Here is a 14,785-nt window from a genome sequence, read left to right on the forward strand (position 1 = left end):
CCGGTCCCGACCTAGCGCGCCGCGTAGTCGTTCACGACGGGCAGGGCTTTGTCGGAGAAGTCGAACATCGCCTGGTTCTCCCAGCCGTCGCCGGAGGACGCGTTCGTCGGGTCCCAGCCGTTGCCCGCCACGACGGTCCACGTCGGTTCCCAGTAGAACGCGCCCCAGCCCATCCCGTTCGGGACCGCCTGGACGACCGACTGGACGTCGCGGAAGTTCGCCGCCTGGCCGGCCGGGGTGGCCGCGTAGCCGGCGTCCAGGGTGGTGTTGGACGAGGTGACGGAGTTGGTCTCCGAGTCGCCGTTGGCCATCGTCCACGGGTACGCGGTCTCGGCCACGACCACCGGCTTCCTGAAGGTCGCCGCCAGGTCGTCCAGCGTGGTCTGCAGCTGGTCCAGCGGGCCGTGCCAGTAGTCGTAGTAGGACAGCCCGATCACGTCGAACGGCACGCCCTCGTTCACCGCGTTCTGGTACCACGCCTTGGCGGTCGCGTCAGCGGCGCCGTCGGCGATGTGCAGCATGATCTTTGTATTGGGGGCCGCCGCCTTCACGCCGCTGATGCCGGCCTTCAGCAGCGCGGCGAACTGGCCCCAGTTCGAGGTGGAGCCGAGCGACCAGAGCATGCCCGCGTTGATCTCGTTGCCGACCTGCACCATGTCCGGTGCGGTGCCCTGGGCGACGAGGTCGCCGACGACCTGCCGGGAGTAGGCGGTCACCTGCGTCTCCAGCTGCGAGAGGCTGTCGCCCGCCCATGCGGCGGGGACGGTCTGGTGGCCCGGGTCGGCCCAGGTGTCGGAGTAGTGCAGGTCCAGCAGCAGGCCCATGCCCTTGGCCTTGACCTGCCTGGCCATCGCCAGCAGCTCGGTCTCGTCGTCGAACCCGTCCGCCGGGTTCACCCAGACGCGCAGCCGGGCGTAGTTCATGCCCGCGTTGCCGAGCACCGTCAGCGCGGTCTGCTGGGTGCCGCTGCTGTCGTAGTAGACCCCGCCCTTCTCCTGGCCGCGTTCCAGGCTGGAGACGTCGCCGCCGCGGATCGGCAGCGAGGCGTAGCCGGAGGCAAGGCTGATGTCGTCGTAGTTGGTCCAGTTGCCGGCGTTGGCGTCCGAGTACAGACCGATGGTGCACTGGCCGTTGCTGACCGTCGTGGAGACGACGATCCGCACCCAGTTGCCGTCGGCGGTGGGCGGGACGGAAGTCTGCCTGTCACTGCCGCCGCAGCCGATCAGGCCGACGGTGTCGGTGTTCTGGCCGCCGCTGGAGCGGACCCAGGCGGTGAGCGTGTAGCTGCCGTTGGCCAGGCCCGTCAGCGTCTGAAAGGTGGTCACCTTGTAGGCGCTCGCGGACCAGTGGGTGAGGCGGTAGCTGCCGGAGTGGCCGCCGGACTCGGTGTAGGAGGCGGCCGAGGCCCCGCTCGTGCTCCAACCGGTCGGTGTGGCCGTGCCCTTGGCGTCCGCCTCGAACCCGCCGTTGGTGACGGTGCCCGCCGCGTGCGCGGCGGGTGCCGCGAGGAGCGCGGCGGAGGCGAGCAGCGAGACGGCGGCGGCGCGTGCGGTGGTGCGGGCCATCAGATGGCGCATCGTCAACGTCCTCTCTGACGTTGGGATGGGGTGGGATGGCCCCGGCGACGTGACCCTCAGCACGTCACCGGGGCAGCGGTGCGCCCGGGTCAACGGGGGTCCAGGCGCACCACGCGTACACCGCCCGCCGGGACGCCCAGGCGTCCGGCCACGCGCTCGTCGGTCAGCAGCTCGGTGCCGGGTCGGGAGAGCGGCACCTTGGCGTCGACGGGGTTGTGGTTCACGGCGAACAGGTACGCGGCTTCGGGGCCCTCCCGCAGCACCACCTCGACGTCGCGCGGATGCTCCGCGCGGTCGGGCAGGCGGGCGTCGGCGCAGGCCAGGGCGAGGACCTCGCCGAGCTGCGCGGGGGAGAGGCGGGTGGAGAGGTACCAGGCGGCGCCGGCGCCGCGCAGGTTGCGGGTGACGGCGGGTCCGCCCGCGGCCGGGCCGTCGGCGTAGTGCCAGACCGTCTCCGCGCCCTGCGTGACGACGGACTCGGCCCACACCTCACCGGTCAGCCGCGCGCCGCCGGTGCGTCCGGCGTCGCCGCCGAGCGTGACCGTCTCACCGGCGCGCAGCGGCAGGAACTCCTCGACGGTGAGGCCGAGGACGTCCCGCAGCACGCCGGGGTGCGGGCCGGGGTGGACGGTGTCGTGCTCGTCGACGATGCCGGAGAAGTAGGAGACGACCAGCGTGCCGCCGTTCTCCACGTAGCGGGTCAGGTTCGCTCCGGCCGCGGCGGTGGCCAGGTAGAGCGCGGGGACGACGACCAGCGGGTAGGCGGAGAGGTCGGCCTCGGGGTGGGCGAAGTCGACCGTCAGGTGTCGGTCGTACAGGGCCTCGTAGCAGGCGTCGGCGCGTTCGTCCGCGCGGTGGTCGACGCTCGGACGCCACTCCAGCGACTGCGCCCACCAGGACTGCCAGTCCCACAGCACGGCCACGTCGGCGACCGTGCGGGTGCCCGCGACCTCGCCGAGGCGGAGCAGGTCCGCGCCCAGCCGCTTGACCTCGCGCCAGATCCGGCTCTCCGTCCCGGCGTGCGGCAGCATCGAGGAGTGGAACTTCTCCGCGCCGTAGCGGGAGGCCCGCCACTGGAAGAACATCGCGCCGTCGGAGCCGCGCGCGACGTGGGCCAGGCTGTTGCGGCCCAGTTCGCCGGGCCGCTTGGCGACGTTGCGCGGCTGCCAGTTGACCGCCCCGGTCGAGTGCTCCAGCAGCAGCCAGGGCGCGCCGCCGGCCACGGAACGGGTGAGGTCCGCGGACATGGCCAGGTTGACGTGGGTGCGCGCGGCCTCGGCGACCAGGTAGTGGTCGTTGGTGACCAGATCGACCTCGCCGCCCCACTTCCAGTAGTCGACGCTGCTGCACTGGCTCAGCGCCGTCATGAAGTTGGTCGTGACGGGCGTGCCGGGGGAGAGACGGTGCAGGATGTCGCGCTCGGTGGTGAAGTTGGCGAGCATCGCGTCCGAGGAGAAGCGGGCGAAGTCCAGCTGCTGGCCCGGGTTCCCGGCGGTGGGGGTGCGCAGCGGCGCGCCGATCTGGGTCCAGTCGGTGTAGCGCTGGCCCCAGAAGGTGGTGCCCCAGGCCTCGTTGAGCCGGGCTAGCCCGTCCGCACCCTCGCCGTGGTGGGCGCGCAGCCAGCGGCGGAAGTCGGCTGCGGAGGTGTCGCAGTAGCAGGCGGAGACGGGCGCGCCGTACTCGTTGTGGACGTGCCACATCGCCAGCGCCGGATGGTCCGCGTAGCGCTGGGCGAGCGCCGTGGTGATGCCGGTGATCGCGGCGCGGTAGGCGGGGGAGCTGTGGCAGATCGCGGCCCGGCCGCCGAAGGCGAGGCGCTGTCCGTCGTTGGTGACCGGCAGCGCCTCGGGGTGGCGCTGGTAGAACCAGGCGGGCGGGACGACGGTCGGGGTGCCCAGGTCGGCGGCGATGCCGTGCTCGTGCAGCAGCGCCAGCAGCCGGTCCAGCCAGCCGAAGTCGTGCACGCCGGGCTCGGGCTCGAGCAGCGCCCAGGAGAAGATCCCGACGCTGACCATGGTGACGCCCGCCTCGCGCATGAGGTCCATGTCCTCGGCCCAGACGTGCTCGGGCCACTGCTCGGGGTTGTAGTCACCGCCGAACGCGAGGCGGGGGGCGGACGGCATCGGCGTCTCCTGCGTTGCGCTTCTGTGAACGTGCACACCGTAGTGGACCGAGATCGTGTTCTGGCAAGTGGGAAGTTGTTGGAATCTGCGCGACCTTACATCCTATTTGAGCTGGTATTTCATGGATATTCCGGCTGTGGGAGCCCACAGATAACCGCTCGGCAACAAGTCTTGACAGATGTCATGGCGGTTTCCGTACTGTGAACGTTCACAGCGACCGTGCTGTTCATCCGTGGGAGAACCCATGTTTTCCGATGCCCCCAGAGGCCTCCGCCTCGCCCTCGGCCTCACCTCCGCGGCCGTCGCCGCCATGCTCGTCGCCGGCTGCGGTAGCAGCGGATCCGCGAGCTCCGCGGCCTCTTCCTCCGGCCCGGTCCACCTGACCTACTGGGCCTGGGCGCCCGGACTCGACCAGGTCGTGTCCCTGTGGAACAAGTCCCACCCGAACATCCAGGTCACCGTCGAGAAGCAGGCCCAGGGCGACGACCTGCTCACCAAGGTCATCACCGCGTCGAAGGCGGGCAGCGCCCCCGACCTGGTCCAGGCCGAGTACCAGGCCCTGCCCACGCTGGTCAGCAACAACGTGCTCGCCGACATCTCGGCCCAGGACGGCTCAGCCGCGTCCACGTTCGCGTCGGGCATCTGGAAGCAGGTCACCCTCGGCACCAACGCCGTCTACGCGATCCCGCAGGACAGCGGGCCGCTGATGTTCTACTACCGCACCGACCTCTTCAAGAAGTACGGCCTGACCGTCCCCACCACCTGGGACCAGTTCAAGGCCGACGCCGAGAAGCTGCGCGCCGAGGACAGCAGTAAGTACCTGACCACCTTCTCCGCCAACGACGCCGGTCTCTTCGCCGGCCTCGCCCAGCAGGCCGGCGCGCAGTGGTGGACCACCTCCGGCAGCAGCTGGAAGGTCTCCCTCGACGACGCCGCCACGCAGAAGGTCGCGAGCTTCTGGGGCGGCCTGGTCAAGGAGGGCGCGATCGACAACCAGCCGATGTACACCCCCGCGTGGAGCAAGGCGCTGGACGACGGCACCCAGATCGCCTGGGTCAGCGCCGTCTGGGCGCCGGGCGTGCTGAGCAGCAGCGCCCCGTCGGGCAAGGGCAAGTGGGCGATGGCGCCGCTGCCGCAGTGGACCGCCGGCCAGAACGTCACCGGCAGTTGGGGCGGCTCCTCCACGGCGGTCAGCGCCGACTCGAAGAACAAGGCCGCCGCCGCGCAGTTCGCGCTCTGGCTCAACACCGACCCGCAGGCCGTCGCCGCGCTGGTCAAGGACTCCTACGTCTACCCGGCCGCGACCGACGCCCAGACGGGCGGCGCGCTGGCCACCGCGCCGGACTACCTCAGCAACCAGCCCGACTTCTACACCCAGGCCGCGAAGATCGCCGCGACCACCGCGCCCGCTGCGTGGGGTCCGAACGTCAACACCGCATACAGCGCCTTCAAGGACGCCTTCGGCAAGGCCGCACAGAACAGGACCGACTTCCTCACCGCGCTGAACACCGTCCAGCAGACCACCCTCGCCGACATGAAGACCCAGGGCTTCACCGTCTCCGGCTGACCGCTCGTCAGCACTCCTCGCCCCGGGCGCCCTGCGCCGCGCCCGGGGTTCGGCCCAGACCTGTAAACGGAGACCCGCATGGCCGCTCGCCGCGTCCGCAGCGCGCCCTATCTCTTCATCGCTCCCGCCGTCACCGCGTTCACGCTGCTGCTGGCGGTGCCCATCGGCTACGCCCTCTACCTCAGCCTGCGCGAGATGCGCATCACCGGCCTCGGACTCGGCCCCGGCGCGCGTGCCGAGCGCTGGGCGGGCCTGGCCAACTACAGCGCCGCGCTCCGCGACCACGAACTGCTGGCGGGGGCCGGCCGGGTCCTGGTCTACGGCGGCCTGCTGGTGCCGGTCATGCTCGGCCTGGCCCTCGTGTTCGGGCTGCTGCTGGACGCGGACCGGACGCGCCTGCGCGCGTTCTCCCGGATCGCGATCTTCCTGCCCTACGCCGTCCCCGGCGTGGTCGCCACGCTGCTGTGGGGCTTCCTCTACCTGCCGACCACCAGCCCCGGTTACTACGTGCTGCACCAACTGGGCATGAGCGGCCCGCAACTGCTCCAGGGCAACGGCATGTACGTGGCGCTGGCCAACATCGCCATCTGGGGCGGCACCGGCTTCAACATGATCGTCATCTATACCTCGCTGCGGTCCATCCCGGCCGAGCTCTACGAGGCCGCGCGCCTCGACGGCGCGAGCGAGTTCCAGATCGCGCTGCGGATCAAGATCCCGATGGTGCTGCCGTCGCTGGTGCTCACCTTCTTCTTCTCGCTCATCGCGACGCTCCAGGTGTTCGCCGAGCCGATGAACCTCAAGCCGCTGACCAACGGCATCTCCTCTACGTGGAGCCCGCTGATGAAGGTCTACCGCGACGCCTTCACGCGCGGCGACATCTACTCCGCGTCGGCGACCTCCGTGGTCATCGCCTTCGTCACCCTGGCCGTCTCCTTCGGCTTCCTGAAGCTCGCCGGCCGCCGTGCCTACGGGGAGGACAACTCGTGACCATCACCACCGCGGAGCGAACCCGCGCCGTCGCACCCGTCACCGCCGCGAAGCAGAGGCGCAAGGGCGGCTGGATCCCCACGCTCGGCCTGCTCGCCGGCGCCGTCTACACGCTCTTCCCGGTGCTGTGGGTGCTGATCGCCTCCACCAAGAGCATCGACCAGCTCTTCTCCACCTTCACGCTGCTGCCCGGCAGCGGGCTGTTCACCAACCTGCACCAGCTCTCCGCGTACCGCGGCGGCGAGTTCTGGCAGTGGATGCTCAACTCCGCCCTCTACGCCGGGGTCGGCGGCGCGCTGTCCGCGCTGCTCTCCGGCGTCACCGGCTACGCGCTGGCCAAGTACCGCTTCGCGGGCCGCGCCGCGATCTTCAACATCCTGCTCGCGGGCGTACTGATGCCGCCGGTCGTGCTGGCCGTGCCCCAGTACCTGCTCTTCGCCAAGGCCGGGCTGGCCGACTCCTACTGGTCGGTCCTGCTGCCCAGCGTCATCAGCCCCTACGGCATCTACCTCGCCCGCATCTACGCCGCCGGCGCCATCCCCGACGACGTGCTGGAGGCGGGCCGGATGGACGGCACCTCCGAGTGGCGGCTGTTCCGCTCGGTCGCGCTGCCCATGATGGCGCCGGGCCTGATCACCGTCTTCCTCTTCCAGTTCGTGGCCATCTGGAACAACTTCCTGCTGCCCTTCGTGATGCTCGGCGACGACCACAAGTTCCCGGTCACCGTCGGCCTCTACACGCTGCTGCTGCAGGGCGCGAACGCGCCCGCGCTGTACACGCTGGTCATCACGGGCGCGCTGCTGTCGGTGCTGCCGCTGATCGCGCTGTTCCTCTCGCTCCAGCGGTTCTGGCGCCTCGATCTGCTCTCGGGGGCCGTAAAGTCCTGAGCAGCGCTCCCGCCGCCACGTCCGACCTCTCGTCAGAAAGCCGTCCATGAGTGATCCCGAGGCCAGCTCCGGCCGCCGCCGCCCGCCGACGATCCACGACGTCGCGCGCGAGGCGGGGATATCGCGCGGCACGGTCTCCCGCGTGCTCCAGGGCGGCCACAACGTCAGCCCCGAGGCGCTGAAGGCGGTCAACGCGGCGATCAAGAAGACTGGTTACGTCGTCAACCGGCACGCCCGCAGCCTGGTCACCCAGCGCTCGGACTCGGTGGCCTTCCTGCTGACGGAGCCGCAGGACCGGTTCTTCGAGGACCCGAACTTCGGCCACCTGCTGCGCGGCTGCACCGCCGCGCTGGCGGAGCACGACATCCCGCTGCTGCTGATGATCGCGGGGACCGAGGAGGAGCGGCGTCGGATAGGGCGCTACATCACCTCCGGCCACGTCGACGGGGTGCTGCTGGTCTCCTCCCACTCGGGCAACCCGATGGTCGAGCTGCTGCAGGAGGCCCGGATGCCCGTCGTCGCCTGCGGCAAGCCGCTGGGCCACGCGACGGCCACCCCGTACGTCGCGGCCGACGACCGCGAGGGCGCGCGGCAGCTCGTACGTCACCTGGTGGCGACCGGGCGGCGCCGGATCGCCACCATCACCGGCCCGCTGGACACCCCCGGCGGCGTGGACCGCCTCTCCGGCTACCGCGAGATGCTGGCCGAGGCGAGCCTCGGCTACGACCCGGCCCTGGTGGTCGAGGGCGACTACAGCCGCGCGAGCGGATCGGCGGGCATGGTCGCGCTGTTGGACCGGGCCCCCGATCTGGACGCGGTCTTCGTCGCCTCCGACCTGATGGCCGACGGCGCCCTCGCCGCCCTGGACCACGCGGGCCGCCGCGTTCCGCAGGACGTCGCAGTCGGCGGCTTCGACGACTCGACGGTCGCCGCGTCCACGCGTCCCGCGCTGACGACGGTCCGTCAGCCGTGGGAACGCATCAGCGGCGAGATGGTCCGGGTCCTGCTGGACCTGATCGCGGGCCGCCCCCCGGCTTCGGTGATCCTGCCGACGGAGCTGGTCCGGCGCGAGTCGGCGTAGGGGACGCGGCGACGTCCGGTCGGCGCCGACGGCCGACCGGACCGGAGCAGGCGCTTCGCCGGATGAGGCGTCAGGCCTTCATGTACATCTTGTCCATGAACTCCAGGATCTGCTGATCGGTCAGGCGCTGACCCTCCCGGTGGCCGGTCGCCAGGTCGACCTCGCTGATCACGCCGACCAGACGCTCGCCGTCGATCACCGGGATGCGGCGGATCTGGTGTTGCTCCATCTTGCGCAGCACGGTGTCCATGTCGTCGTCCGCCCGCACGCAGTGCAGGTGCCCGGCGAGTTCGTGCGCCTTCATCGAGCCGGGGTCCTTGCCCTCGGCCAGACACCGCACCACGATGTCGCGGTCGGTGATGATGCCCTTGAGCTTCTGGTCCTGTCCGCAGATCGGGAGTGCGCCCACACCGTGGTCGCGCATCATGCGCGCCGCGTCGAGCAGGGACTCGTTCTCACCGACGCAGAACGCGCCCGCGTGCATCACATCGCGTGCCGTGGTCATCCAAGCCCTCCAAAGGCCGGCTCGCCGAACCGTTCCACCGCTCGGGTGCGGTCGAATCGTCCGGTCCGGTGCCCGCGGTCTCACCCTAGGAAGCCTCGCGTCCACCCGCCCGTCGAGGACGGGCCGTCGGATGCGGTGGAGCTGGTCGTTCCGGCGCTGCCCCGGCGGGAGCTGCTCGCCCGTTCGGGTGGCGCAGCGTCAGTGCAGCCCGGAACCGCGGAGCAGCAGGAACGTGAGGTCGAGGGCGCTGAGGGCGAGGGTGAGCAGGAACGGAAGCCTGCTGTCGGGGCGCTGGGCGCGGGGGAGAGCGGCGGCAGCGGCCAGGACCGCCGCGGCCGTCAGGCCGATCCAGCCGAGCGGTCCGGGGCCGCCCGGCGGTCCGACGACGAGGACGACGGAGGCGGCGAGCAGGGCCAGGACGGCGAGCGCGCGGCTTCGGGCGCGGCCGAGGCGCTGGGGCAGGCCGTGCACTCCGGCGGCCAGGTCGGCGTCGATGTCCGGCAGCACGTTGGTCAGGTGTGCGCCCATCCCCAGCAGCGCCCCCGCCGTCGTCAGCCACCACGGGGGCCAGGGGCGGTCCGGCAGGCCGAGGGTGACGAACGCGGGCAGGAGGCCGAAGGCCAGTCCGTAGGGGAGCCAGGACCAGCGAGTCCGCTTGAGCACGGCGTTGTAGGCCAGGCCCGCTCCGACACCGGTCAGATGTGCCGCCCCGGCGGCGAGACCGCAGGCCAGGGAGAGCGGGACACAGAGGGCGCCCGCGGCCGAGGCGGCGGCAACGGCGTGGGTCGGCGCCAGAGTGCCGACCGCCAGGGGCTTGTCACGGCGCGCCGCCCGGATGTCCCGTCGCATGTCGATGACGTCGTTGGACCAGCCGATGCACAACTGACCGCTCAGCACGGCGGCGCCCACCAGCACGCACCCGGCCGGTGTCCGACCTGCCGCCGAGCCCAGGGCGGTCGCCATGCCGGTGACGGCGAAGGCCGGAGCGGGGTGGGCGGCGAGGAGCAGGCGCAGCGGCGAGCCGGCCGCCGGTCGGGTTGCTGCGACTGGGGAGGGCGTGGCCGCCGGGGGCGGCGCCGCGTCGAAGCGCACAGGGCCGATACTACGTCGCGCCTACCTGATCGCCTGTCAGCCACGCGCGGTGAGACGGCCTCCCGGGATCCGGGGCGGGAGACCCCTACGATGACCGAATGACCCGGATTATAGCGGTTCATGGCGTGCTGCCGCCGCGCCGGTACGCGCAGCAGGAGATCACCCGCGCGGTGGCGGCAACCTGCCGACTGCCGCGCGACGACCGGCGTCTGCTGGAACGGGTCCACGCCTCCGCCGGCGTGAACAGCCGTCATCTGATCGTGCCGCTGGAGGACTGCGCCCGCATGGAGGGCTTCGGGGCGCGCAACGACGCCTACCTGCGCGGCGCTCTCGACCTGGGGTACGAGGCCGTGAAGGGCGCCCTCGACCGGGCAGGGGTCGCTCCCGACGAGGTCGATCTGGTGGTCTCCAGCTCCGTCACCGGCATCGCGGCTCCCTCGATGGAGGCCCGCCTCGCGGCGGGACTGGGCCTGCGCCCGGACGTCAAGCGGCTGCCGCTGTTCGGTCTGGGCTGCGCCGGGGGTGCGGCGGGCCTGGCCCGACTGCACGACTACCTGATCGGACACCCCGACCACACCGCCGTGCTGCTCTCCGTCGAGCTGTGCTCACTCACGCTCCAACAGGCCGACGCGTCCTTGCAGAACCTCGTGGCGGGTGCCCTGTTCGGGGACGGAGCGGCCGCGGTCGTCGCCGTCGGCGCTCGGCGCGCGGCCGGCGGGCACGCGGGCACGACCGCCGGGGAGGGCCCCGAGGTGGTGGCCGCCCGCAGTCACCTGTTCCCCGGCACCGAGAACCTGCTCGGCTGGACCATCCGCGACACCGGCTTCCACATCATGCTCGGCGCCGACCTGCCCGACCTGGTGCGGCGTCACCTCGGTGACACCGTCCAGCGCTTCCTGGCCGACCACGACGTGAAGACCGAGGACGTCACCGCCTGGGTGTGCCACCCGGGCGGCCCCAAGGTTCTGGACGCGGTGCGCGACGCCCTGGGCCTCCCGGCGCGTGCCCTGGAGTCCTCCTGGCGCTCCCTGGCCGCGGTGGGCAATCTCTCCTCCGCCTCCGTCCTGCACATCCTGCGCGACACCCTCGACGGCCACCCGCCGCCGGGCTCGCCCGGGCTGCTGCTCGCCATGGGCCCCGGCTTCGCCGTCGAACTCGTCCTCCTGCGTTGGTAGCCGCCATGTCCCCCTACACCCTGCTGATCGCAGTGGTCGCCGTGGAACGCGTGGCCGAGCTGGTCACCGCGCGACGCCACGCCGCCTGGAGCCGCGCCCGTGGCGGCATCGAGTCCGGCGCGGGCCACTACCCCGTGATGGTGGCCCTTCACACGGGCCTGCTCGTCGGATGCCTCGCGGAGACCGGCCTGCTGCACCGCCCCTTCGTACCGGTGCTCGGCTGGCCCGCCTTCGCCGCCGCCCTGCTGGCCCAGGCACTGCGCTGGTGGTGCATCACCACCCTCGGACCGCGCTGGAACACCCGCGTCATCGTGGTCCCCGGCCTGCCCCTGGTCCGCACCGGTCCGTACCGGTGGCTGCACCACCCCAACTACCTCGCCGTGGTCCTCGAAGGACTGGCCCTGCCGCTGGTCCACAGCAACTGGATCACTGCCACGGTGTTCACCGCCCTCAACGCCCCGCTGCTCGCCACCCGGCTGCGCTGCGAGAAGGCCGCCCTCTCGACGGTGGGGGCGGCGGCCTGCGCTCCGGACCCGGCATGATCGACCTGCTGGTCGCCGGCGGCGGGCCCGCCGGACTCGCGACCGCCATCCACGCGGCGCAGTCCGGGCTCGACGTCGCCGTCGTCGAACCGCGCCCCACCCCGATCGACAAGGCCTGCGGCGAGGGCCTGATGCCGCACGGCGCCCGAGCCCTCGCCGCGCTCGGCGTCCAGCTCGCCGGTCACCCCCTGCTCGGCATCCGCTACCTCGACCACCAGCGACAGGCCGAGGCCCGCTTCCGGGGAGGTCCTGGTCTCGGTGTGCGCCGGACCCTGCTGCACAGCGCGCTCGCCGGCCGAGTGCGGCAACTCGGGATCCCGGTGCTCCCCCGCCGAGTCGAGGACGTCCACCAGGACGGCGAACGGGTGTACGCGGCAGGCCTCCAGGCCCGCTACCTCGCCGCGGCCGACGGCCTGCACTCACCCATCCGCCGACAGCTGAAGCTGAGCCAGGGCGGTGTCGACCCCTGGCCCGCCCGGTACGGGCTGCGCCGCCACTACGACACCGCACCCTGGTCGGCGTTCGTCGAGGTCCACTGGTCCGAGCGCGCCGAGGCCTACGTGACACCGCTGTCCCCGCACCGGGTCGGCGTCGCCGTCCTGACCGGCGCACGGGCTCCCTTCGCCGACCTTCTCGCCGACTTCCCGGCACTGCGGGACCGACTGCCCGTCGACGCGGCAGGACCGGTACGGGGGGCAGGGCCCATGCGGCAGCGCGTTCGCACTCGGGTGGCGGGCCGGGTCCTGCTGGTCGGTGACGCCGCCGGATACGTCGACGCCCTCACCGGAGAGGGGCTCTCGCTCGCTCTCACGCAAGGGGCCGCCCTGGTGCACTGCATCCGGGCCGGGCGCCCCGACGCGTACGAGCGCGCCTGGCACCGCGTCACCCGCCGCCACCGGCTGCTGACCCAGGCTCTGCTCTGGGCCCGCCATCAGCCCGGGCTCGCGCCCTGGCTCGTCCCTGCCGCGGTCCGCCTGCCCTGGCTGTTCTCCGTGCTGGTCAACCAGCTCGCCTGAGTGTGCCGATCACGCCATGCTCTCCGGACTGCCGGCGTAGCTGACGAGTGCCCACACGATGAAGACGTCGATGGCGATGATCGCCAAGCTCCAGGCCGGTAGGTAGATCAGGAACAGGAAGCTGGCGATCATGCTCAGGCTCGCCAGCCAGATGCCGAGCGTCCTGCCCCAGGTGGTGTCCCTCAGGACCCCCCAACCGGCCAGCACCGACAGGACCCCCAGCACCATGTGGATCCAGCCCCACGCGGTGAGGTTGAACTTGAAGGCGTACTTCCCGACGCTGGCGTAGATCGAGTCGCCGGCGACCGCTGCGATGCCCTGAAGCACACCCAGGACACCGACGACCAGCAGGAGCACCGCCGCGAACCGCATCCCGCCGTGGACGGGGGAGGCGGACGCGGAGCGGGCCGACGTGGACGGCACAGCCATGACATGCTCGCTTTCGTGGCGGGGTGGCTCGCCTGCGGCCATCCGTTGAGCCACACGCTAGATACCAGCCGTCGGCTCAGCGCGCCGGGGGGCCCGACCGGGCGAATCCGGCCGCCCTCGGCGCGCCGACACCAGGACGGACGTGACGCGCACTACGCTCAGGGCGTGCGACATGGGCGCCTGATGCGCACCCTCACCTTCTGGCTGAGGCCGGCGTTCGCCCTGCGTGTCGTCAGCCGCTTCCAGCGGATCGCGGGCTTCGACCGCTCCATGGCGCTGGCTTCCAGCGCCCTCACCGCACTGGTCCCGATGGCGCTCCTGGTGGCCTCGATCGCGGCACGGTTCGTCCCGAAGGATCTCGCGGACCGCATCGTGAGCCGCTACGACCTCACCGGGGGAGGGGCGGACGCCGTGCGGTCGATGTTCTCCTACACCCAGGGCCCCGGCGGCAGCCTCAGCGTGTTCGGTTCGCTCTTCCTGATCATCTCGGCGCTGAGCTTCGCCCGCGCCTCACAGCGCCTGTTCGAGCAGACCTGGGAGCTGTCGCCGTTGAGCGTGCGCAACAGCTTGAACGGCCTGCTCTGGTTGCTCGCGCTCGTCGTCTACGGCGCCGCTGTCGGCTGGCTCGACGCCGCGCTCGGCGGGCGGCTGGCCCTGGCGGCGAGAGCCTGCGAGGTGCCGCTGACGGCGGCGTTCCTGGTCTGGAGCGGGTGGATCCTCACCGCCCGGCGCCTGCCCTGGCCGGATCTGATCCCCTTCGGGGTCAGCGCCGCCCTCCTGTCCGCGCTCTACTCCTTCGCCTCGGCGGTCTACCTGCCCCGCCTGTTCAGCTCCTACGCCACGCGGTACGGGTCCCTGGGTGCCGTCTTCGCGCTGATCACGGCCCTCTTCGGGGCGATGCTGACGCTCGTGGCGGCCTCAGCCCTGGGCCGGGAGGTGCATGACGAGCTCGACCGGATCGGGCGCGGCGAGGCCCCGCCCGACGGTGAGATCCGGCAGGAGTGGGCCACCGTGGTCGGTCTCGCACGCGAGCGTTGGGAGACCGCCCGGGAGGATCTGGCGCGTCGGCGGGGGACCCGGCGGTCTCACCGCGGGTGAGGGGCGGTCACCGCGGCTCCGTTGTCAGCCTGGCGGGCCCGACGGTGGTCCGGTGCGGCGTCGCGTCACCCGCACCACGATCGCCATCAGGACGTCGAGGACACCGATCAGGATCAGCCAGACGCCCAGCAGCCGGGTCAGCGTCACCGCGCTCTGGACGGGTGAGCTGAGCAGGACCACGCCCGCGGCGACACCGAGGGCCCCGAGGCCGAATATCCAGCCGCGGTGAGGGATCGGACGATCGATGGCGAGGTAGAGGGTGACGATCCCGGCGACCAGCCAGTACAGGGCGACCAGGATGGTGATGAAGCCGACGGTCTGCAGTTGGTGCCGTAGCACCAGGACGCCCGCGAGCACGGCCAGGAGAGCCAGCAGGACCTGGAGCGCGCGACTGCTGTCCGCGGGATCGCGCTGTCCGAACGCGCGGACGAAGCGGATGACGCCGGACAGCAACAACTGGAGGCCGATGACGATGGCGACGACACGCACCGTGGCGTGGGGCCAGCTCAGCAGGATGATGCCGGCGACGAGAGTGAGGAGTCCGCTGACGAGCCACCACACCCAGGAGCGGCCGACGTCGCCGAGCAGGTCGCCGGGGTCCTTCTCCGATGGCGGCACGGAGGCCGATCCCACGTCCATGACGCCCTCCACGAAGGTCGTGCCGGTGTGTGTCGGGGGTTGGCTGCCTGTGGTTCCAACGTACCGC

Annotated in this window: 14 protein-coding genes; 8 read left to right on the forward strand and 6 right to left on the reverse strand. The window is 71.7% G+C overall.

All coding sequences use genetic code 11. From position 1 onward, the window contains the following. Positions 1–11: 11 nt before the first annotated feature. Entirely contained in the window at positions 12–1,577 is a 1,566-nt protein-coding gene (locus DN069_RS01760) for a glycosyl hydrolase 53 family protein (protein ID WP_111498897.1), read from the reverse strand. Positions 1,578–1,666: 89 nt separating this feature from the next. After that, a complete protein-coding gene (locus DN069_RS01765) occupies positions 1,667–3,700 on the reverse strand; it encodes a beta-galactosidase (protein WP_111498898.1) in 2,034 nt (677 codons plus the stop codon). Between the two features lie 244 nt (positions 3,701–3,944). On the opposite strand from DN069_RS01765, the gene DN069_RS01770 reads away from it, so the two are divergent. The 4 genes from DN069_RS01770 to DN069_RS01785 all read left to right on the forward strand — a co-directional run bounded on the left by DN069_RS01770 (position 3,945) and on the right by DN069_RS01785 (position 8,222). Next, complete coding sequence (locus DN069_RS01770; RefSeq protein ID WP_424556233.1) at positions 3,945–5,267, forward strand: ABC transporter substrate-binding protein; 1,323 nt, start codon at positions 3,945–3,947, stop codon at positions 5,265–5,267. 78 nt (positions 5,268–5,345) lie between these two features. Further along, positions 5,346–6,254 (forward strand): carbohydrate ABC transporter permease, encoded by a 909-nt coding sequence (locus DN069_RS01775; protein WP_111498899.1) that lies wholly within the window; start codon positions 5,346–5,348, stop codon positions 6,252–6,254. 74 nt (positions 6,255–6,328) lie between these two features. Next, on the forward strand, positions 6,329–7,141 hold the full coding sequence (locus DN069_RS01780; RefSeq protein WP_424556238.1) for a carbohydrate ABC transporter permease: 813 nt from the start codon (positions 6,329–6,331) through the stop codon (positions 7,139–7,141). Positions 7,142–7,187: 46 nt separating this feature from the next. Beyond that, positions 7,188–8,222, forward strand: a complete 1,035-nt coding sequence (locus tag DN069_RS01785; RefSeq protein WP_111498901.1) for a LacI family DNA-binding transcriptional regulator — start codon at positions 7,188–7,190, stop codon at positions 8,220–8,222. A 70-nt stretch (positions 8,223–8,292) separates the two neighbouring features. On the opposite strand, the gene DN069_RS01790 is transcribed toward DN069_RS01785, so the two are convergent. Together DN069_RS01790 and DN069_RS01795 are read right to left on the reverse strand one after the other, a co-directional pair. Continuing rightward, positions 8,293–8,727, reverse strand: a complete 435-nt coding sequence (locus tag DN069_RS01790) for a CBS domain-containing protein (protein ID WP_111498902.1) — start codon at positions 8,725–8,727, stop codon at positions 8,293–8,295. A gap of 198 nt (positions 8,728–8,925) precedes the next feature. Next, positions 8,926–9,819, reverse strand: coding sequence for a UbiA family prenyltransferase (locus DN069_RS01795; RefSeq protein ID WP_243638833.1), 894 nt, complete (start codon positions 9,817–9,819; stop codon positions 8,926–8,928). 98 nt (positions 9,820–9,917) lie between these two features. Here DN069_RS01795 and DN069_RS01800 point away from each other — a divergent pair, with 98 nt between their 5' ends. The 3 genes from DN069_RS01800 to DN069_RS01810 are packed head-to-tail and all read left to right on the forward strand — an operon-like array spanning position 9,918 to position 12,552. Further along, positions 9,918–10,994 (forward strand): type III polyketide synthase, encoded by a 1,077-nt coding sequence (locus DN069_RS01800; protein WP_111498903.1) that lies wholly within the window; start codon positions 9,918–9,920, stop codon positions 10,992–10,994. A gap of 5 nt (positions 10,995–10,999) precedes the next feature. Next, positions 11,000–11,536, forward strand: a complete 537-nt coding sequence (locus tag DN069_RS01805) for an isoprenylcysteine carboxyl methyltransferase family protein (RefSeq protein ID WP_111498904.1) — start codon at positions 11,000–11,002, stop codon at positions 11,534–11,536. Further along, positions 11,533–12,552, forward strand: a complete 1,020-nt coding sequence (locus DN069_RS01810; protein ID WP_111498905.1) for an NAD(P)/FAD-dependent oxidoreductase — start codon at positions 11,533–11,535, stop codon at positions 12,550–12,552. Before DN069_RS01805 ends, DN069_RS01810 begins: the two co-directional genes overlap by 4 nt. A 9-nt stretch (positions 12,553–12,561) precedes the next feature. Here the strand turns inward: DN069_RS01810 and DN069_RS01815 are convergent, their stop codons facing one another. Beyond that, a complete protein-coding gene (locus DN069_RS01815) occupies positions 12,562–12,981 on the reverse strand; it encodes a DUF7144 family membrane protein (RefSeq protein ID WP_111498906.1) in 420 nt (139 codons plus the stop codon). A 165-nt stretch (positions 12,982–13,146) separates the two neighbouring features. Between DN069_RS01815 and DN069_RS01820 the strand changes: the two genes are divergently transcribed. Beyond that, positions 13,147–14,079 carry a hypothetical protein gene (locus DN069_RS01820; protein WP_243638834.1) on the forward strand — a complete coding sequence of 311 codons (933 nt, stop codon included), beginning with the start codon at positions 13,147–13,149 and terminating at the stop codon, positions 14,077–14,079. A gap of 24 nt (positions 14,080–14,103) precedes the next feature. Here DN069_RS01820 and DN069_RS01825 read toward each other — a convergent pair whose 3' ends face one another. After that, complete coding sequence (locus DN069_RS01825) at positions 14,104–14,718, reverse strand: HdeD family acid-resistance protein (RefSeq protein ID WP_111498907.1); 615 nt, start codon at positions 14,716–14,718, stop codon at positions 14,104–14,106. Positions 14,719–14,785: the final 67 nt, after the last annotated feature.

This window comes from Streptacidiphilus pinicola, assembly GCF_003258295.1.
Classification (GTDB): domain Bacteria; phylum Actinomycetota; class Actinomycetes; order Streptomycetales; family Streptomycetaceae; genus Streptacidiphilus; species Streptacidiphilus pinicola.